Source organism: Ideonella flava (assembly GCF_051857595.1).
GTDB lineage: Bacteria > Pseudomonadota > Gammaproteobacteria > Burkholderiales > Burkholderiaceae_C > Ideonella.
Window position 1 is genome coordinate 755,252 of the sequence record NZ_JBPZHD010000001.1, and the last position, 18,696, is coordinate 773,947.

The following is an 18,696-nucleotide window of genomic DNA, read 5'->3' on the forward strand; positions in this document are numbered from 1 at the left end:
TGGCCGCAGAAATTGCAAACACTTGCCGCGTGAACGGGGGACAGGTCCTGCTGCCGAAAAATCTGCGTCCTTCCTCCCTGCATTGCCTCGCCGGTCCGGGGCAGCTGGAAAGGTTCTCAGGCCCGGCATTTGCCATCCCCTTACACACTGCGGGGCCGTTCGGGTGCGCCGCCAGGAGGGCTGTATGAAGCAAACAAGTTGGGTTCTGGCCGCATTGATTTCGGCCGGGGGAAGCGCCACCGCTCAGGTGGACGTACAGGCGCCATTCATCCATGGCGACGGGCGACCGCCGGCGGTGGACTATCGCGTGGGGACCGACGCGTGGGCACGCCACATCGACTTCGCGACCGCAAGCGGCACGGCGCCGCAGACCCCGGCGCACGAGGCCCTGGGCGACGTGGACTTCGGCCGTTCGGGCCCGCCGCTCGTGCCCGACTCCGCCGAACCGATAGGCCTGCCTCCCAGCCCCGCCGGCACCGCGCTGGCCGAGAACATCGCGGTCGAGAACAACATCGTCAACGGCCTGATCAACGTCCAGCAGGTGCCGGAGCCCTCGGCCTGGCTGATGATGCTGGCCGGCGTGGGGGCGATCGCCTTCGTCATCCGCCGCCGCAACAGCGAAGACAACGGCTGAATCGATCGATTCGACCAGGGCGCGTCCCGCGCCCTGCAGGCCGCCAATGGCGGCGGCCGGACTCCCGCAGGACACATCGGCCGGCGGGCTCCTTCGTCCCGCCTGACCCTGCGCGTCAGCGGCCGCGCTGCGTGCGCGGGCTGCGCGGCTTGGCCGCGTCGGCCACGGCACCGCGACGGTTCCTGCCGATGAGCGAACGCAGGCTGGTCACCGGCTTGCGGGTGCCCTCCAGGTAGGCATTGAACAGGCGCAATCTGCGCTGGCGCTTGCACAGGGCCCGCACGGCCACGAGCAAGGGCACGGCCATCACCGCCCCCGCCAGGCCCCATAGCCAGCCCCAGAACATCACCGACAGGCACATCGACACGGGACTCAGCGACAGCTGCTTGCCCACGTAGAACGGGCTGATGAAGTTGCTCTCGGTGGCATGGATCGCCAGCAGCGCCGCGGCCGGCGCCACGATCTGCGGCAGCGAGTCGAAGGTGAGCAGGCCGGCCATCAGCAGCATCGTCGCGCCGATCATCGGGCCCAGGTAGGGGATGAAGTTCAGCAGTCCGCAGAGCGTGCCCCAGAGCACGGGGTTGGGCAGCTCCAGCCACCAGGCGGCGACCGACATCGCGATGCCCACGCCCAGGTTGACCACCGCCAGGGCGCCGAGGAAATGAGAGATCTCGCGCTGCACGCTCCGCAGGCCCGCGAGCAGCAGTGCGCGCGCCCTGCGACGCGGAATGGCCTCCACGCTGCGCGAGATCACCCAGTGCTCCGAGGCGAGGAGGAAGTACAACAGGATCACGGTGGCCGCCGCCGAGACGCAGAACCCGACCAGCCGAACCAGCACGGCGCGGGTCAGGGCAAAGCCTTCGGTGGCCAGGTGCTCCTTGATCGGGTCGGGCCGCAGCTCCTCCAGGTCGGCCGTCGTCGGCCGGCCCTTGGCGGCCCGCGGGGCCGCGGAAGCGGGCGGCACGGGCGTCGACACCGGAAACGCGATGCGCAAGCGCTCCAGCCTCGCCATCACCTGGGCCACGGTGGTCGGCGCGCGGTCCCACCATTCGGCCGCCGGCCTGGCCAGCGTGCTGGCGAACAGCCCGGTGACGCCCAGCAGCAGCACCACCACCACCCCGGCGCCAATCGTCTCCCTCACGCCATGGCGACGCAGCCAGCGCACCACCGGTGCGAAGACGAAGGTGAGCACCAGCGCGGCCGCGATAGGCACCAACAACGCCGCCGTCTCCTTCAACAGCAGGATGATGGCGATGACCAGCAGCCCCGACAGGGCCCGGTGGCCCCAGATCGGATGCCTTGCCGGCGCGCCCGGGTTGTCCGCCGAGTCCACGTGGGCCTCCTCCACAACGCACCTGCGGCGCGGCGCGCCGTGGTCGTTCGGCGTTGAGCAAACGCGGTGCCCGGCCGGGCCAGGCCAGGCCGGGCACCTTGATCGTCGGCAGGCGGTGGAGGGCCTCCGGCCAGTTCAGCGTGAGCGTGGCCCTTCCGGTCGTAGCGCTCAGCGCGCGACGGCCATCGCGGCGGCCGCGCCTTCGTGCGTGCGGCGGCCGATCCCGCGGTAGTTGAATCCCCGGGCCGCCAGCAGCGCGCCGTCGCACACGTTGCGGCCGTCGAAGACCCAGTCGCCGGCCATGCACCGCCGCACCCTGGCCCAGTCGATGTCGCGGTACTGCGGCCATTCGGTGGCGATCACCAGCGCATCCGCGCCGGCCACCGCGCCCAGGGGATCGGCAGCGAAGCGCAACCCGCTCCACAGCGCATGCCGAAGACGCGCGGCGGGCATGGCCATCGGATCGTGCGCGACGACCTCGGCGCCTTCGGCGAGCAGGGCCCGGATGAGCACCTCGCTCGGTGCCTCGCGCAGGTCATCGGTGCCCGGCTTGAAGGCCAGGCCCCACAGCGCGATGCGGCGACCCTCGAGGTGGCCGTCGAAGGCCTGGGCCACGTGCCGCGCCAGCAGCAGCTTCTGGCGTTCGTTGACCTCCTCGGTCGCCTCCAGCATGGGCAGCTCCAGCCCGGCGTCCGCCGCGGTGTGCAGCAGCGCGCGCAAGTCCTTGGGCAGGCAGGATCCGCCGAAGCCGCAGCCGGCGGCCAGGAAGCCCGCCCCGATGCGCGGATCGCCCGCCATGCCGCGGCGCACCTCCTCGATGTCGGTGTCGAGCGTTTCGGCCAGCAGGGCGAGGTCGTTCATCAGGCTGATCCGGGCCGCCAGCATGACGTTGCTCGCGTACTTGCACATCTCGGCACTGCGCACCGACATCGGCAGCCACTGGCGCACCGGGTCGCGCAGCAGCGGCGCGTACAGGCGCTGCAGCTCGGCCAGGACGGCGGGCCGGTCGGCACCGGCCACGATGCGGTCGGGGTGCATGAAATCGTGCACCGCGCTGCCTTCGCGAAGGAACTCGGGATTCGAGACCACGGCGAAGTCCAGGTCCGCGCGACCGCGCCGGGCCAGCGAGGCGCCGATCACCTCGCGCACCCTCTCGGCCGTGCCGACCGGCACCGTGCTCTTGTTCACCACCAGCACCTCGCGCGTGATGCCTTCGCCGATCGCGCGGGCCACCGACAGCACATGCCGTAGATCGGCCGAGCCGTCGTCCGTGCCCGGCGTGCCCACGGCGATGAACAGCAGGCGGCCATGAGCCACCGCCTCGCCGGCGTCCGCGGTGAAGCGCAGCCGGCCGTCCCGGTACAGCCCGGCCATGAGTTCGGCCAGGCCGGGCTCGTGGAAAGGCAGGGGGCCGCCCGAGGCCACGGCGGCGAGCTGCTCCACGCGTTCGGCGTCGGTATCCATGCAGACGACGGCATGCCCCAGCCCGGCCAGGCAGGCGGCGGTGACCAGCCCCACGTAGCCAGCCCCGAAGACGGAGATGGAGGTCGCGGCCGCATCGCTGGATCCGCCGCCGGCGGCGTGGTCGTCGTTCTTCATCGTGTGGGTCCCCTGTTGATGTGACGTTGGATAGGGCGGCGCGCGGCAAGGCACGTTCCCAGGCGTGCCGCCTGGTCCACGCGGGAACTGCGATTGCCGGTAGCTCCGACTCCGCACCGACGCTCCACACGCCAACGGCCGGCTGCTCTCCATGACGACAGATCACAGCGCCAGCGAACTGCGGGTTCTCGTCATCGACGACAACCTCGACGGCGCCGTCTCCTTCGGCTATCTGCTGCAGGTCATCGGCTGCCGCACCTCCACCGCGTTCGGCGGCGAAATGGGCTTGCGGGTGGCTCAGCTGTTCCAGCCGGTGCTGGTCTTCATCGACCTGCACATGCCGGGCCCGGATGGCTGCGAGGTGGTGACGCAGCTGCGGGAGATGGGCGGCAGCCTGTCGAAGGCGATCTGCGTATGCCTGACGGCGACGGGCCACCTCGACGAGGAACCGCGCTGCCTGGCGGCCGGCTTCGACCGCTTTCTGCAGAAACCGCTGGAGCCGGCGGCCCTGGCCGACCTGATCCAGCTGGCGCGGGACCGGCAGGGCCTGGCGGACGCGGCGGCCGCCGCCTCGCTGCCGAGCGAAGGTCCGCTCGACGAGGAGACTGGTTAGGAATCCGAGCGGCAAGAGCCGCCGGGACCCCGGCGCGAACTCAGCGCCAAGGATCCGAGCGACACATGTCGCTCGGGTCCGCAGCCTGTACAGGCCAGCGGCGCAGGACCGCCTCGAGCTTGTCCAGCGTGCACGGCTTGGTGAGGAAATCATCCATGCCGGCCGCACGCGCCTCTTCCACGTTGCTGGCCAGCGCATTGGCGGTCAGCGCCACGATCGGCAGGTGCGGCAGGTCCCGGCTGCGCTCCATCTCGCGCCAGCGACGCGTCACCTCGAAGCCGGAGATGCCGGGCAGCATGCAATCCATCAGCACCAGCTCGTAGTCACCGCTGCAAAGCCGGTGCAGCGCCTCCTCGCCGTCGGCGGCGATGTCGCAGCGGCGGCCCAGGCGCTCGAGCTGCGCTTCGACGACCAGGGCGTTCACCTCGTTGTCCTCGACCACCAGCACGCGGCCGCCGTGAGGGCCCGGCGAGGGCGCCGCCAGCGGCATGGCCCCGCTGTGCGCGAAGGTCCAGTCCGAATGCTGGTGCGGCTGCGGATCGGCCGCGGGGCCGGCAGCCGCGGGCAGCGGCAGGTCGACCCGGAAGCGGGTGCCGCGATCCGGCTCGCTGTCGAAGTCGATGCTCCCGCCCATCAGCATGACCAGGCGGCGCGAGATCGCCAGGCCGAGGCCCGTGCCGCCGAATCGGCGCGAGATCGTGCTGTCGGCCTGCATGAAGGGCTGGAAGATCCTGTCTCGCGCCTCGGGCGGGATGCCGACCCCGTGGTCGTGCACCTCGAAGCGCAGCAGCCCGGCACGCCCGCCGTCCGGCATGGCGCGCAACTCGACGTGCACCTCGCCGCGGTCGGAGAACTTGATCGCGTTGCCGACGAGATTGCCCAGCACCTGCTTGACGCGCTTGGCATCCCCGGCGACGGCCGGCGGCACGTCGTCGTCGACGTGCAGCGTCAAGGCCAGCCCCTTGCCGGCCGCATACGGCGCGAAAAGACTCAGCACGTCGCGCAGCATCGCCCGCGGGTCGAACGGGGCGACGTCGATCTCGATCTCATCAGCCTCGATCTTGGTCAGGTCGAGGATGTCGTTGATGATGGACAGCAGGTTGCGCCCGGAGGCCAGCAGCGTTCGCGCCCACTGCTGCTCGCGTGGGCCCAGCGGCGCCTGCACCAGCAGCTCCGCCGTGCCGAGGATGCCGTTCAGCGGCGTGCGCACCTCGTGGCTCACCGTCGCGAGGAAGTTGCTCTTCGCACGGCTGGCCTGCTCGGCCGCAGCGCGCAGCCGCTCCACATCCTGCAGGTGGCGCTCGCGCCGGCGCAGCACCTGCACCAGGGTCGAGAAGGTGCCGACGAGGAACAGCGTCGCCGCGCCCGCGAACCAGGCCACGCCTCGCGCCTGGCGCTGCCAGTCGGCCAGGTACAGCTCGTCGCGGGCAGCGACCGTCACCACCAGCGGGAAGCCATCGACCTGGCGCGCGACGAGCATCAGGTGATCCAGCATCTCCGGGCTGGCGTCCCAGGGTTCGAAGACGCCGGGGGCCGCCTCGGGCTGCAGCGCGGGCTGGCCATAGGCGCCGCGCCGGCTGACGCGCTGGCCGAGGCTGTCCTCGTCCAGCGGGGCCCGGGCCAGCACCGTTCCATCCCCGCGCAGCAGCGTCATCGAGGTGATGTCCTCCCGCGGCTGCGCCCGGTCCAGTCGCAGGGCTGCATAGAAGCGCGAGAAGTAGCGGGGCGACAGGCCCACCGTCACCATGCCTTCGAACCCGCCGGCGTCGTCCGTGAGCCGGCGGACCATGTAGAAGGTCCATTCGCCGGTGATGCGGCTGCGGATCGGCCCGGCGATGTGCGGCCCCGGCCACGTCTGTCCGCGTGCCAGGGCGAAGGCCTCGGTGTCCGCCACGTTGATCTCCGGCGGCGGATAGGCGCGCGAGCTGCTCAGCAGGCGGCCGTGGCGGTCGAACACCGAGACGGCGTCGATGGCATCGAAGCTGGCCTGGCGCGCGGCGAGCAGTTGCTGGTGCAGCTCGTTGCCGAAGTAGGCCGCGAGATCATCGTCGCTCTTGAGATGGCGGGCCTCGATCATTCGGGCCACGCCGTCCGCCACGAAATCGGCGGCCGACATCACCTGCTTGGCGTGCTCGGCCAGGGCCATGGCATGGTCCTCCGCCACGCTGCGCGCCTGCGACATGGCCTGCACGCGAAGCTGCCACACCGAGATGAGCGCCAGCCCAAGCAGCGCCAGCACCACGATCGCTCCGACGGCACCGGCGGCGCGGCTGGCCGATTCGGGCCCACGGAAGATCAGCACGCTGGAGTTCGGCACGGGGCCGGCGCGGCCCGCGGGGGGCCGTTCGCCATGGCCCGTTCAGGCAAGCCCTGTGCCCGTGCGCGGGCCGCTTCAGGGCCGCTTCAGCGTCGGCTCGGGCGGATGTCGGCCTTGAGCACGCGCTTCATCAGGTCCAGCGCCTGGTCGCGCGCCTGCTCCGACTCCGAGGCCACGCAGTCCGCGGGGGCCCAGACGGCATAGCCGCGCAGATAGGCATCCATCGCGGAGGCCAGCACGCAGCTGTCGGCGGCCAGCCCGGCCAGGATCAGCCTCCTGCAGCGCAGCTGGCGCAGCAGCAGGTCCAGCGGCGTCTCGTAGAACGCGGAGTGACGCGGCTTGAGGATGGTGAAGTCGGACTTGCGCGGAACCAGGGCGCGAGCGAGCTCGCCCGGCGGCCCCGGCATGCCTCGGCAACGCTGCCACAAGGCATGGAAGTCGGAACGCCACACCCCGTAGTTGTCGTTGGCATACACCACCTGGGTCCCCGCGGCGTGCAAGCGGCGGCGCAAGGCTGCGGTGGCCCGGGCCGCGGCGACGGCCGCCGGCGCCAGCGCCTCGGCACCGGGGAAATCCAACGGGTTGACGTAGTCCACCAGCAGCAGGACGGTGGGGCTCGGCTCCAGCGCCGGCACGGCGATGCGCCCGCCCCCGCCTCCACCGGCTGCCGCGCGCATGCCTACTTCTCCCCGCCGGCCAGCAAGGTGCGCAGGACGTCCGCCGTCCCGTCCAGTTCGGCGGCTCGACGGGCGTAGTCCGGCTTGACCCCGGAAATGCTCTCCGGCCAACGCTCTGCGAGGCGGCGCAGGGCGGCGGCTTTCTCCTCGACGGCGCGAAGGGCGCTGTAAAGGCCCTCCTCGATGGCCAGCGTCTGGTCCACCAGCAGGCTGCCCTGCGAGAAGGCGTGGCCGGTGTGGCAGCGGTAGCGCAGGTGCCCGCCTTCCTCCAGCTCCCACAGGGCGCCCCGGCAGCTGGGGCAGGTGAAGGGGCTGCGTGCGCCGAGCCGCGCCACGTCGCCCATGTGGCCCTGGAAGGCCGCGAAGCCGACTTCCTCGCCGAGGCCCGGCACCGGCTCCGCCGGCGCGTCCCGCTCCACCGGCTGTCGCGCCAGCCGCGCCAGCAGGTCGGCGATGTCGGCAAGCGGCAATCGGTGGTCGACGCGGTTGTGCATCAGGGCGTTGGCCGGCATCTCGGGGTGCTCGGCTTCACCCGGGTCCTGCACGACGGTGATCCCGCCGCCATTCTTGACAGCCCACAGGCCGGCCGTGCCGTCGTCCAGATGGCCGCTGAGTACGACGCCGACGACGCGTGGACCGTAGGCCCAGGCAGCGGAGCGGAACAGCGGGTCCACCGCCGGCCGGTGGCGGTTCTCCCGCGGGCCGCGCACCACGCGCATCCGGCCGACCTCGAGCAGCAGGTGGTGGTCCGGCGGCGCGGTGTAGAGGGTCCCGGGTTCGATGGCCAAGCCGTCCTGCGCGGCGACGGCGCGAACCGGCCCGGCGCGGGCCAGGATGGCCGCCATGTCGCCGGAGGCCTCGGGGCTGATGTGCACCACGACGAACATCGAGCCTGGGTAGTCGGGGGGCAGCCGTGAAACGAGTCGCTTCAGCGCCGTCAATCCGCCGGCCGATGCGCCGATCACGATGATGTCGTGCGTGGCGCGTGTGGCCGCCGGCGCCGACTGGGGCTCATCGAGAGACGCCGGCAGGCCGGTGGCAGGGTCGAGTTCAGCCATCGCCTCGCCCGGCAAGCGGCGCGCCGGGCTCAGCCCCGCGCCGGATCGGCCTCGGCCGCCGCCAGCAGGCGCAGCAGCGCGGCCGGCTCGATCGGCTTGACGAGGTGGAAGTCGAAGCCGGCGGCGTGGGCCCGCTCGCGGTCCGCCTCCTGGCCCCAGCCGGTGCAGGCGATGAGCAGCGGCGGCCGGCCATGGCTCTGCTCGCGCAGGCGCTCGCACAGCTGGTAGCCATTCAGGCCCGGCATGCCGATGTCGAGCACCGCCACGTCGGGCCGCCAGGTCTCGGCCACCTGGAGCGCGTCGTAGCCGTTGAAGGCGGTGCGGACGTCCTGGCCATGCAGGGTGAGCATGGCGGCCAGGGTCTGCGCCGCATCGACGTTGTCGTCGACGACCAGCAGGCGGTGCTGAGGCGGATCGCTGACGGCCGCCTGGGACGACCCGCCATGGACCCTGGGCGGGGCCGTGCCCACCGGCAAGGTGACCACGAACTCGCTGCCCTTGCCTGCGCCTTCGCTGCGGGCCTGCAGCGAGCCGCCATGCTGCTCGACGAGGCCGCGCGCCAGCGCCAAGCCGATGCCCAGGCCGCCGCCTGATCGATCCAGCGCCGGGGCGAGCTGCGAAAACATGCGGAAGATCAGCGGCAGCTGTTCGGCCGAAATGCCGATGCCATGGTCACGCACGGAGATGCGCACCTGCTCGCCGTCGAGTTCGGCACCGAGAAGGATCTCGCTGCCGGGGTCGGAGTATTTCGCGGCGTTGTTCAGCAGGTTGGCGAAGACCTGCGTCAGGCGGGTGAGGTCGCCGTGCACCATCACGGTCTCCTCGGGCAGCTGCAGCTTCAGCCGGTGGTGGCGCGCGTCCAGCAGGTGCTGCGTCGCTTCCACCGCCTGCTCGATCGGCCGCTGGAGCGGAAAGCGCTCGACGCGCAGCTCGATCTTGTTGCGCGTCAGCCGGCTGGCGTCCAGCAGGTCCTCCAGCAGGTGGGTCATCTGCACCACCTGCCGCTCGATGACGTCCCGGCACCAGGCGATCTGCTTCGCATCGGCGTTGTCGCGGCGCAGGATGGTCACCGCATTGCGGATGGGCGCGAGCGGGTTGCGCAGCTCGTGGGCCAGGGTGGCGATCAGGTCGTCCTTGGCCTTGTCGGCACGGCGCAGCGTTTGTTCGCTCTGCCGCAGCTCGGCCGTCAGGCGCATGCGCTCCAGCATGGCCGCGACCTGGTCGCACAAGGTGTTGATGACCAGCAGGTCGCCGCGCCGGAAGCGCTCGCGGCTGGTGGAGGCGAAGGCGGCCACGCCGTAGAAGCGGTCGTGCGCCAGCAGAGGGTAGCCGGCGAAGGCGCGAACACCCATCGCCCGCAGGCGCCGGGCCTGCGGCAGCTCGCTGGCCTGCAGCTCCTCGACCACCAGTCCGGCGCGGCGCTGCGCCACCAGCCCGGCCAGCGAATCTTCGACGGGCACCACGGCCAGCTCGGCCTGCTGCGCCTCGTTCAGGCCCCAGGCCGACAGCAGCACCAGGTCGCTCTCTTCGTCTATGCCGGCGCCATAGTTGAGGCAGATCTCGCTGCCGGTGGCCGCGCGCACGCGCTCGAACAGGTCGCGCCGCATGGCCGCGGGATCCTGCTCGCCCAGGATGAGCGCCTGGCTGGCGTGGGCCAGCACGTCGAGCTGGCGCACGCGCTCGCGCAGCGCCCGGTCGGCCCGTCGGCGATCGCTGATGTCCCGTGCGATCAGCGCCGATCCCACCACCTCGTCGCGCTCGTCGCGGATGGGCGACAGGCTCATCGACACCGGCACGCGCACGCCGCCACGGCCCAGCCGCTCGGTCTCGACGTGGGCCACGGTCTCGCCCTGCTGCAGGCGGAACAGCAGGCCGGCTTCGTGTGCCTTGAACTCCTCCGGCACCAGCTCTTCCATGGTGCGGCCGACCATCTCGTCGGCCTCGCGGCCGAACAGGCGCCTCGCGCCGTCGTTCCAGGAGTCGATGCGGCCCTCGAGATCGCGGCTGATGATCGCGTCCTCGGACGACTCCACGATGGCTGCCAGCCGGGACAGCTCCTCGTGCATCCGCACCCGATCGCTGATGTCCAGCATGGCCACGCGGCAGTGCGCCGTCCGATGGGCCGGCTCGGCCACCAGGGCCATCTCCAGCGTCACGGCTTTCTCGCGGGCGTTGGCGCAGACCAGTCGGAGGTCCAGCGCGCCACGATCCTGCTGGTGGGCCGTCGCGATCAGGTGTTGCTCGAGCCGGTGCCGGTCGGCGGGAACCACGTACTCGACGAAGCGATCGCCCAGCATGCGCGGATAGGGCACCCCGAGCAGTGCGGACGCCGCATGGTTCGCCTCGATGATGAAGCCGAGCAGGTCGAGCGTCACGTAGCCGACAGGCGCCCGCTCGTAGAGATCCAGGTAGCGGTCGCGCGAAATCTCCAGGGCCCCGTGAGCGTGGCGCAGCTCCTCGTTCTGCATTTCGAGCTCGACCTGATAGACCCCCAGCTCGTGCATCAGCCGGGTCAGGTCCTGGCCCTCCTGGCCGCCCCTTCGGTTGACGATGGTGCGGATCCGTTCCTCGGCCAGCCGCCGCACCTCCTCCATCCGCTCGGACGGAAGTTCCGGCATGGGCAAAGGATCAGGCGAAGGCGAGTCGGGGCCGGTGCTCATCGGACGCTCTCTGCCGCGCAAGCCGGTACGGGCCCCGCCGCTTGGTTTTTGTCGCGCATGGCGTTCCCACAGCGGGACCGTCGGAGCAATCAGCGCTCCCGCTTCGTGAGATCCTCGCGTGAAGCGACTTCGAATGACAGCCACAGCAGCGAGGCGGGGGGGTGCCAGGCGTCGCGGATGGCGCTCACCCGCTCCAGCGTGCGCAGCCTGCTGCCGTCCTTGCGCACCCAGCGCTTCTCGAATTGCGTGTAAGGGCCGCCCTCGGACACAGCCCGGGCCTCGGCCTGCACCAGCGGGAGATCGGCCGGGTCGGTCAGGTCGCCGATGCGCCGGCCGAGCAGTTCTTCGCGCGGGTAGCCCAGCGTCTCGCACAGTCGATCGTTGGCGAAGGTGATCCGGCCGGCGAAGTCGGTCTCGCACACGCCGGCATAGGCCTGGTTGATGAACAGGCTCAAGCGGGCCTCGCTGCGACGCAAAGAATCCTCGGCCTGCTTCCGGGCGCTGATCTCGACCAGGGTCACGACCACCCCTTCGATCCGGTTCTCCGCCGTGCGGTAAGGGCGAATGCGCATCAGGTACCAGGCGCCGCTCCTGATCTGCACCTCGGCCTCGGCGGGCACCAGGGTGTCGCGCACCGTCCGGATGTCCTCGATCATGCGGTCGTAGCCGACCAGGTTGGTGACCACGTGCTCCAGCGGCCGACCGACGTCGGTGGGAATGAGGTTGATCACCTGTGTCGCGGCCGGCGTGAAGCGGACGATGCGCAACTCGTGGTCGACGAAGACCGTGCCGTCGCCGGTCCCGGCCAGCAGGTTGTTCATGTCGTTGTCGGCCCGCGAGAGGTCGGCCACCTTGTCGCGCAATTCGGCGTTGACGGTGGACAGCTCCTCGTTGACGGACTGCATCTCCTCGTTGGTCGACTTCAGCTCCTCGTTGGTGGACTCCATCTCCTCCAGCGTGGCCTGGAGGTATTCTTCCTTCGCACGAAGCTCGCGCTCGAGCTCGGCCACGTGGCCGGACGACTCGCCGTCAGCGCCGGGAGGCTGGCCCTCGTCGGGGCGGCTTTGCGCCTCTTCCAGGACGACCAGGTAGAGCACCAGCCCGTCTGGCAGTTGCACCGTCCGCAGCGCCATGTCGACGTGGATCGTGCCGCCATGGAGCGGCACCGCCAGGCCGCTGTGCTGGCTGTCCTGCATCGTCGCCACCACTCGGCGCAACGCGACGCCGAGAGCGCGGCGCAGGCCCTCGCGCGCCATCCCCAGGATGTTCATCGAAGCATCGCCATCGGACGGCTCGAGGAACTGGCCGGTCCGGCCGACGATGTGCAGGATCTGGCCGCGGGCATTGACCAGCACCCCCGCTCCGCCGTGGTGGGCCAGCAGGGCCCTTTCAGTCACCTGCCTCAGGTTGGCCGGCACTTCGGACACCTCGGCCGCGCGAGTGGCCGGATGGCGGGGGTCCGCGTGGTGGGCCGACGCGGACACGAAATTCGGCAGCGGCGTGCCCGTCGGCCTGTCGCCCGGCAGGCGGGTGAAGATCTTCCACTTGCGGTCGACCACGTGGAACAGGCGGGCACTCTCGCCCACCGTCTCCGACGTGCCGAGGAAAAGCGCGCCTCCCGGCACCAGCGCGTAGTGGAACAGCGGAATGAGCCGGCGCTGAAGGTCGCCGTTCAGATAGATCAGCAGGTTGCGGCAACTGACCAGGTCCACCCTGGAAAAGGGCGGGTCCTTGATGACGTCCTGGCGCGAGAACACCACCAGATCGCGGATGTGCTTCTGCACCCGATAGGTTCCGTGTCGCGAGTCCGGCGTGAAGAAGCGGTGCAGCCGCTCCTCGTCGACGTGGTCGGCGATGCTGGCCGGGTACACGCCATTGCGCGCGTACTCGATGGCAGCCATGTCGATGTCGCTGGCGAACAGCTGCAGCTTGACCGAGCGCTTCTGGGCCAGCATCTGCTCGTACAGCAGGATGGCGATCGAATAGGCCTCCTCACCGGTGGAGCAGCCGCAGACCCAGACCCGCATGGGCTCGTTCGGCGCCTTCTGCGCCACCCGGCGCGCGATGACCTTTTCCTGCACCACCTGGAAGGCCTCGGGATCGCGGAAGAAGTGGGTCACGCCGATCAGCAGATCGCGGAACAGGGCCTCGATCTCCTGCGGGTCTTCGCGGGCGAAGCGCACGTAGTCCTCGGGATGGACGACCTGATGCAAGGCCATGCGGCGCTCCATCCGGCGCACCAGCGTAGTCTCCTTGTACTGCGAGAAGTCGTGGCCGGTCTGCGCCCGCAGGAGCATGCAGATCGTCTTGAGCGCGCTTTCGCGAAGCACGGGCTCCACCGGCCGCTGGGTGCGGCCATGCAGGTGGTTCACATAGCTCAGCAGGCGACCGGGAATCTCCTCGGGCGGCAGAACGTAGTCGACCATGCCGGTGTCTATCGCGCCCTGCGGCATGCCGCCGTGCTCGGCGCTTTCCGGCGCCTGCGCGATGACCAGGCCGCCTTCGGCCTTGATCTCGCGCACGCCCATCGAGCCGTCGCTGCCCGTGCCCGAGAGCACGACGGCGATGGCACGGTCGCGCTGCGCCGCGGCCAGCGAGCTGAAGAAATGGTCGACGGTGAGCTGGGGACGATGGCCGGCATCGCGGTAGGCTCGCAGGCACAACCGGCCATCCGCAAGCGCCATGTCGTGGCCGGGCGGTATCACGTAGATGCAGTTCGGCTGCACCACCACGCCGTCGGTCGCCTCGTGCGCGGGCAGGCGGGTTTGGCGCGTCAACAGTTCCGCCAGCGAGCTCTTGTGATCCGGCGACAGGTGCTGGACGAGCACGAAGGCGAGCTGGCCGCCACCCTCGGGCGGCAGCGCGGAGAAAAGGGTCTGCATCGCGGCCAGGCCGCCCGCTGAGGCGCCTATGCCGACGATGGGGAAATCCACCGCGTGCGCGGAAGAGTTGTCATCCCGCTGCGGGTCCTCACCGCCATCGATCACGGCCTGCTGCCGGTTCGGGGCCGGCGGCCGCGCCGGTCCGCGGTTGGTCTGCGTGATCGATTTCCTTTCGGTCATCCGCGGCTCCGCGGGCATTCGTTTCATGCCCAGCGTCAATAGTAGGCGGCGCCCGGCTTGGCAGCGCGTCCACCCGCACGGCAATCCTTGCCGAAAGGAGGGCGACGTGACAGCGCTGCCAAGCTTGCACCGGGCCGATCCGCGACCCAGAATCCGGGCACACGGATTGCAGCTACCGGGTCTTGTCTTTGGGATCCACAACCGTTGGGAGCTCTGCACATGGTGGATGGTGATCTGTATGGCCGGCCGGGCCGGCCCCAGGTGTTGTACGTGGAGGACGAGCCGACGAACCTGCTGCTGATGCAGGCGTTGTTCCGCCTTCGCCCGCACCTGCACCTGGTGACAGCCACCGATGGCGCGGAGGTGACCGCACTGGCGCCCAGCATCCGACCCGCCCTGATCCTGCTCGACCTGCGGCTGCCCGACTGCTGGGGCAGCGACCTGCTGCCCCAGCTGCGGCAGCGCTTCCGTTGGCGTCATGTACCGGCCGTGGCGGTGACGGCGGAGGTCGAGTTCGACGGCTCGCGCAGCGCCTTCATCGAGACCTGGCACAAGCCGCTGGACTTGAAGTTCGTCCTGGAGCGGCTGGACCGCTGGCTGCCCGACACCGTCCAGGCGGAGCACACCGGCCAGCATTGGCGGCCGCCGGCGGCGGACAAGTTCGAAGCGCGGGCCTGAAGGTCGCCTTCAGGCCGGTGCACCGACCACACGGTGCACCAGGTAGAGCTTTCGCAGCGCCGTTGCCGACAGCACGAAGGGATAGAAATCCCCCACGCCCATGGCACGCGACAGCTCGTTGAGCACGCCGGTCAGCTCCATCCAGCTGATGACCAGCGCGAGGAAGGCCGGGGCCTGCGGGTCGCCCTCGCCCTCCTCGCCCAGCGCGTCCGGGCGAAAGCGTTCGTAGCTCAGCTCGACGCTCTCGCCATCGATGCCGAAGCTGCGCGCCGTGTCGAGGGTGTCTCGCAAGTGCAGGTAGTGGGCCCAGGTCTCGGCCCAGTCCTCCCAGGGGTGGCTGCTCGCGTAGGCGCTGACGTGGCGGGTCGCCCAGTCCGCCGGGGCGCCGTTGGCATAGTGGGCCTGCAAGGCAGTCGCATAGTCCTGGCGCTCGTCGCCGAAGAGGGCTCGAAAGGGCTCCAGCCAGGAGCTTCCGTCGACGAGCCGCTGCCAGTAGTAGTGCCCGGTCTCGTGCCTCAAGTGGCCCAACAGCGTCCGATAGGGTTCCTGCAGGGCGAGCCGGCGAGTCTCGCGCTGGGCGTCGTCGGCTTCCTCGATGTCGAGCGTGATGACGCCGTCGGCATGCCCCGTCATCACCGCCGGCCCGCCCGGCGGTGCGCGCAGCAGATCGAAGGCCAGCCCCCGTTTGGGGTCCTCGCGCAGCTTCGACTTCACCGGCAGGTTCAGGCCGATCAGCGTCGACACCAGTCGCCGCTGGGCGCTGGAGATGCGCCCCCAGTAGATCCCGTTCTCCGGCACCGACAGGTCCGGCAGCGTGCGGGTCAGCCGGCAGCATCGGCACAACGGCGGCGTGCCGGCATGGCGGTCGGTGCTCTCCACCAGCCAGTTGCAAGCCGCGGCGTCGTTCAGGTGGTGGCAACGGCGGTAGGTGCGCGTGCTGGCCCGTTTGCCGACGGCGCGCCACAGGCCTTCCGTGCCTGAGGATTCCAGCGGCAGCAGCTGCCGCCGCACGGGGTCATAACCCAGCGGCGTGTGGCACGCCAGGCACTCGCTGTTGCGGAAGAAGACCGGCCGGCCGCAGCGGCAGCGGAACGAGCGCGCGATCAGCGGCCGGGCGACGCTCACCCGAGTTGCACCAGCACGATCGCGGCCGTGATGGCCCCGATGAGCCCGCCGCCCACGACGTCGCTCGGATAGTGCAGGCCGAGGATCACCCGCGCGATGGCGACCAGCAGCGCGTAGAACCACAGCAGCGGCGCCAGCGCGGGATAGAAGGCCGACAGCAGCAGCGCGAAGGCCGCGGCATGCAGCGAGTGGCCGCTGGGGAAGCTGAAGCAATCCGGGATGGGCGCGCAGGCCCGGATGTCGGCCGGGCACTGGTCGCAAGGGCGGACGCGGCGGGTGAGCCGCTTGATGGTCCAGTAGATGGCGAGGTTGACCGCCCCCGTGGCGATCAGCAGGGCCGCGCAGTGCGCGCCGCGCGTGCCGCCTGCCAGCGGCAGCACCCCGAGCACGAGGACCCACATCGGCCCGTCGCCGAGCCGGCTGCACCAGACCATCAGCCGCAGCAGCGTGGGCTGGGCGGCCTGGGCATGCAGCGCTATGGCCCAGCGCCGGTCGATCTCTCCCACGCTGGCGAACTCGATCGCCGCCGGGCCGACGCTGGACGCGGGATCTCCCGAAGGGACAGGCGCCGAAGGCGGCGCAGCAGATCTGTCAAACCAGCGCCGCATGGGCCATCGTCCCGCCCATGCGGGCCCTGTCTTCGACGACCTCGACCAGCTGCCGCTCGAAGGCCCGCAGCGCGCTCTCCCAGTCGCTGCGCAAGGCGAGCGTGCGGGCCCGCTGCCGCACCGCGCTGCCCGGAGCGGAGGCCGCCAGTCCCAGCTCCGCGGCGGCGAAGTAGCCGGACCGGTCGTTGGGCTCGGCGAGGAAGCCGTTGTAATCGTGGCTCACCAGCGCGCCGGCGCCGGCCGAATTGAAGGCCACGAGCGCCAGCCCGCTGGCCAGCGCCTCGAGCGCGACATTGCCGAAGGTGTCGGTCAGGCTCGGGAAGAGGAACACATCCGCGCTCGCGTAGCAGCGGGCCAGCGAGCCGGCGCGCTGCAGTCCGACGAAGCGCACCTGGGGCCAGGCGGCCGCGAGCTTGGCGCGCAGCGGCCCTTCGCCGGCGACGACCATGTGCAGGCCCGGGTGGCGGTGACTCAGCCAGGAGAAGGCCTCCAACGCGAGCTGCACGTTCTTCTCGGCCGCGAGCCGGCCGACGTGCAGCAGCACGCGGTCATCGGGCCCGGCGCCCCAGGCTGCCCGCAGGGCATCGTCGCGCTGCGCCGGCGAGAACAGGCCGGCATCGACGCCGCGGCCGACCACGTGCAAGCGCTCGAAGCCCCGCGCCGCCAGCTCGCGCGACAGCGCATGCGTGGGCACGAAGGTGCGGTCCGCCATCGAATGGAGTTGCCTCAGGTAGGCCAGCACCGCCGGCTGCAGCCAGCCCAGCCGGTAGTGGCGGCTGTAGGCATGGAAGTTGGTGCGGAAGTCGATCGTGGTCGGGATGCCCTCGGCGCGCGCGGCGCGCAATGCGGTCCAGGCCAGCGGCCCCGGCGTCGCGGCGTGAACGAGATCCGGCCGCGCGGCCTGCCAGCGCTCCCGCAGCGAGCCCACCGTGGCCCACCCGAAGCGCAGGCCGGAATACATCGGGATGGGCGCCCCCGCCGTGCGCCATTCGGCATTGTCGAAGGTGTGGTCGCCCGGGTTCTGCGTGTCCTCGAACGAACGGGTCGCCTCATGCCGCTGTCGCGGCCGGATGAGCTGCACGACATGGCCTACCTGGCGAAGGTGGTGGACCGTGCGTGCCGTCGTGAGCGAGACGCCGTTGATCTCGGGCGGGAACGTTTCGGTGATGTAGGCAATGCGCACGAGTGACCTTTTTGGCAGGTGTAGGCGGCCAGTGGAGGCCGGACCAGCGGCGGACCGGCGGTTGTCCGACTTCAGCAAGCACCGTTCCCGTCGGTGTGCCCAGGCCGCCGGCGGCGCGTTGGACGGGCGCCGCGGCGAACGTCCTGGAGCAGCCCGATCAGCCGGCGTTCAGGCAGGGTCAGGCCGCGATCGGCCGGCGGCCGGGTCACCCAGGGGCGGCTCTTGAGCGCGGCGCGACGCTCGGGCGAGGCCAGTTCGTCGCCCAGGGCGAGGACCGCGGGATGGATGTAAGCCTTGCGGCAAACGGCGGGCGTGTTGCCGAGCCTGCGCGCGACCTCGGCGACGACCGCGGCGGGCGTGGGCACGGGATCCGCATCGCACGCCTGCAGCAGCGCCGCCAGGGCCTGGACGCTGCCGTGCCAGGTGCGGAAATCCTTGGCCGTCGCGTGCAGGTCTCCGCTCGCCTGCGCGAGCCATGCATTCACGTCGCCCGAGCCGAGCCGGCCGATGCTGCCAGCGCTGTCGACATACTGGAAAAGCTCCTGGCCGGGCAACTCGCGGCAGCGCCGGATCACCCGTGCGATGCGACGGTCGCTGAGCTTGACCTCGTGCCGCACGCCGCTCTTGCCGACGAAGGACAGGCGCAACTCGTCGCCGCGCACGCCTGCATGGTCGCTGCGCAACGTGGACAGCCCGTAGGACCCGTTCTGCCGCGCGTACTCGTCATTGCCGATGCGCATCCAGGTGGTGTCGAGCAGCCGCACCAGCGTGGCGAGCACCCGCTCGCGGGTCGGCTCCGCATCGTCCCCCAGCCGCCGCTGCACCGCGCGGCGCAGCGAAGGCAGCAGGCGGCCAAAGGCGAGCAGGCGATCGAACTTGGTATGCCCGCGCTGCAACTGCCAATCGGGGTGGTAGCGGTACTGCTTGCGCCCGCGCGCATCGCGGCCGGTGGCCTGCAGGTGACCATCCTCGCGCAGGCAGATCCAGACATCCTCGTAGGCCGGCGGCACCGCCAGCCGCCGTATGCGCTGCAGCACCGCCTCATCGCGCACCGGCTTGCCCGTCGGCAGCAGGTACACGAACCCCGCACCGCGCCGCCGACGCCGAATCCCCGGCTCACTGTCCGTCACCCACGCCAACCGTGCCGGC

14 protein-coding genes are annotated in these 18,696 nt (G+C 70.8%); 3 read left to right on the plus strand and 11 right to left on the minus strand.

Going from position 1 to position 18,696, the window contains the following annotated elements:
• Positions 1–184: 184 nt before the first annotated feature.
• Complete coding sequence (locus tag ACS5PM_RS03385) at positions 185–634, plus strand: PEP-CTERM sorting domain-containing protein (protein WP_439385405.1); 450 nt, start codon at positions 185–187, stop codon at positions 632–634.
• Between the two features lie 115 nt (positions 635–749).
• Here ACS5PM_RS03385 and ACS5PM_RS03390 read toward each other — a convergent pair whose 3' ends face one another.
• Together ACS5PM_RS03390 and ACS5PM_RS03395 are read right to left on the minus strand one after the other, a co-directional pair.
• The gene (locus tag ACS5PM_RS03390; RefSeq protein WP_439385407.1) at positions 750–1,967 is read right to left on the minus strand and encodes an AI-2E family transporter; all 1,218 of its coding nucleotides are present in this window, start codon (positions 1,965–1,967) and stop codon (positions 750–752) included.
• A 168-nt stretch (positions 1,968–2,135) separates the two neighbouring features.
• Positions 2,136–3,566, minus strand: a complete 1,431-nt coding sequence (locus tag ACS5PM_RS03395; protein WP_439385409.1) for a UDP-glucose dehydrogenase family protein — start codon at positions 3,564–3,566, stop codon at positions 2,136–2,138.
• 151 nt (positions 3,567–3,717) lie between these two features.
• Between ACS5PM_RS03395 and ACS5PM_RS03400 the strand changes: the two genes are divergently transcribed.
• Complete coding sequence (locus tag ACS5PM_RS03400; protein ID WP_439385411.1) at positions 3,718–4,179, plus strand: response regulator; 462 nt, start codon at positions 3,718–3,720, stop codon at positions 4,177–4,179.
• Between the two features lie 40 nt (positions 4,180–4,219).
• On the opposite strand, the gene ACS5PM_RS03405 is transcribed toward ACS5PM_RS03400, so the two are convergent.
• From ACS5PM_RS03405 to ACS5PM_RS03425, 5 genes are all read right to left on the minus strand, one after another.
• The gene (locus tag ACS5PM_RS03405; protein ID WP_439385413.1) at positions 4,220–6,481 is read right to left on the minus strand and encodes a hybrid sensor histidine kinase/response regulator; all 2,262 of its coding nucleotides are present in this window, start codon (positions 6,479–6,481) and stop codon (positions 4,220–4,222) included.
• Positions 6,482–6,582: 101 nt separating this feature from the next.
• Positions 6,583–7,173: a cysteine hydrolase family protein gene (locus tag ACS5PM_RS03410; RefSeq protein WP_439385415.1), complete on the minus strand. Its 591-nt coding sequence runs from the start codon at positions 7,171–7,173 to the stop codon at positions 6,583–6,585.
• A 2-nt stretch (positions 7,174–7,175) separates the two neighbouring features.
• Positions 7,176–8,231 carry a chemotaxis protein CheB gene (locus tag ACS5PM_RS03415; RefSeq protein WP_439385417.1) on the minus strand — a complete coding sequence of 352 codons (1,056 nt, stop codon included), beginning with the start codon at positions 8,229–8,231 and terminating at the stop codon, positions 7,176–7,178.
• A 29-nt stretch (positions 8,232–8,260) separates the two neighbouring features.
• The gene (locus ACS5PM_RS03420) at positions 8,261–10,849 is read right to left on the minus strand and encodes a PAS domain-containing hybrid sensor histidine kinase/response regulator (RefSeq protein ID WP_439385419.1); all 2,589 of its coding nucleotides are present in this window, start codon (positions 10,847–10,849) and stop codon (positions 8,261–8,263) included.
• Between the two features lie 131 nt (positions 10,850–10,980).
• Complete coding sequence (locus ACS5PM_RS03425) at positions 10,981–13,953, minus strand: chemotaxis protein CheB (protein WP_439385421.1); 2,973 nt, start codon at positions 13,951–13,953, stop codon at positions 10,981–10,983.
• A 219-nt stretch (positions 13,954–14,172) separates the two neighbouring features.
• Between ACS5PM_RS03425 and ACS5PM_RS03430 the strand changes: the two genes are divergently transcribed.
• A complete protein-coding gene (locus tag ACS5PM_RS03430) occupies positions 14,173–14,631 on the plus strand; it encodes a response regulator (RefSeq protein WP_439385423.1) in 459 nt (152 codons plus the stop codon).
• 9 nt (positions 14,632–14,640) lie between these two features.
• Here the strand turns inward: ACS5PM_RS03430 and ACS5PM_RS03435 are convergent, their stop codons facing one another.
• The 4 genes from ACS5PM_RS03435 to ACS5PM_RS03450 all read right to left on the minus strand — a co-directional run bounded on the left by ACS5PM_RS03435 (position 14,641) and on the right by ACS5PM_RS03450 (position 18,626).
• Positions 14,641–15,756: a zinc-binding metallopeptidase family protein gene (locus ACS5PM_RS03435; RefSeq protein WP_439385425.1), complete on the minus strand. Its 1,116-nt coding sequence runs from the start codon at positions 15,754–15,756 to the stop codon at positions 14,641–14,643.
• Entirely contained in the window at positions 15,753–16,364 is a 612-nt protein-coding gene (locus tag ACS5PM_RS03440; RefSeq protein WP_439385427.1) for a phosphatase PAP2 family protein, read from the minus strand. The genes ACS5PM_RS03435 and ACS5PM_RS03440 overlap by 4 nt, the downstream gene beginning before the upstream one ends.
• Positions 16,348–17,547: a glycosyltransferase family 4 protein gene (locus tag ACS5PM_RS03445; RefSeq protein WP_439385429.1), complete on the minus strand. Its 1,200-nt coding sequence runs from the start codon at positions 17,545–17,547 to the stop codon at positions 16,348–16,350. The genes ACS5PM_RS03440 and ACS5PM_RS03445 overlap by 17 nt, the downstream gene beginning before the upstream one ends.
• A gap of 71 nt (positions 17,548–17,618) precedes the next feature.
• On the minus strand, positions 17,619–18,626 hold the full coding sequence (locus ACS5PM_RS03450; protein WP_439385431.1) for a DNA topoisomerase IB: 1,008 nt from the start codon (positions 18,624–18,626) through the stop codon (positions 17,619–17,621).
• Positions 18,627–18,696 lie beyond the last annotated feature (70 nt).

Coding starts and splice junctions, on each gene's coding strand:
- ACS5PM_RS03400 (WP_439385411.1), top strand. CDS start 3,718: ATGACGACAGATCACAGCGCCAGCGAACTGCGGGTTCTCGTCATCGAC.
- ACS5PM_RS03420 (WP_439385419.1), bottom strand. CDS start 10,849: ATGCCGGAACTTCCGTCCGAGCGGATGGAGGAGGTGCGGCGGCTGGCC.
- ACS5PM_RS03440 (WP_439385427.1), bottom strand. CDS start 16,364: ATGCGGCGCTGGTTTGACAGATCTGCTGCGCCGCCTTCGGCGCCTGTC.
- ACS5PM_RS03430 (WP_439385423.1), top strand. CDS start 14,173: ATGGTGGATGGTGATCTGTATGGCCGGCCGGGCCGGCCCCAGGTGTTG.
- ACS5PM_RS03415 (WP_439385417.1), bottom strand. CDS start 8,231: ATGGCTGAACTCGACCCTGCCACCGGCCTGCCGGCGTCTCTCGATGAG.
- ACS5PM_RS03395 (WP_439385409.1), bottom strand. CDS start 3,566: ATGAAGAACGACGACCACGCCGCCGGCGGCGGATCCAGCGATGCGGCC.
- ACS5PM_RS03385 (WP_439385405.1), top strand. CDS start 185: ATGAAGCAAACAAGTTGGGTTCTGGCCGCATTGATTTCGGCCGGGGGA.
- ACS5PM_RS03425 (WP_439385421.1), bottom strand. CDS start 13,953: ATGACCGAAAGGAAATCGATCACGCAGACCAACCGCGGACCGGCGCGG.
- ACS5PM_RS03410 (WP_439385415.1), bottom strand. CDS start 7,173: ATGCGCGCGGCAGCCGGTGGAGGCGGGGGCGGGCGCATCGCCGTGCCG.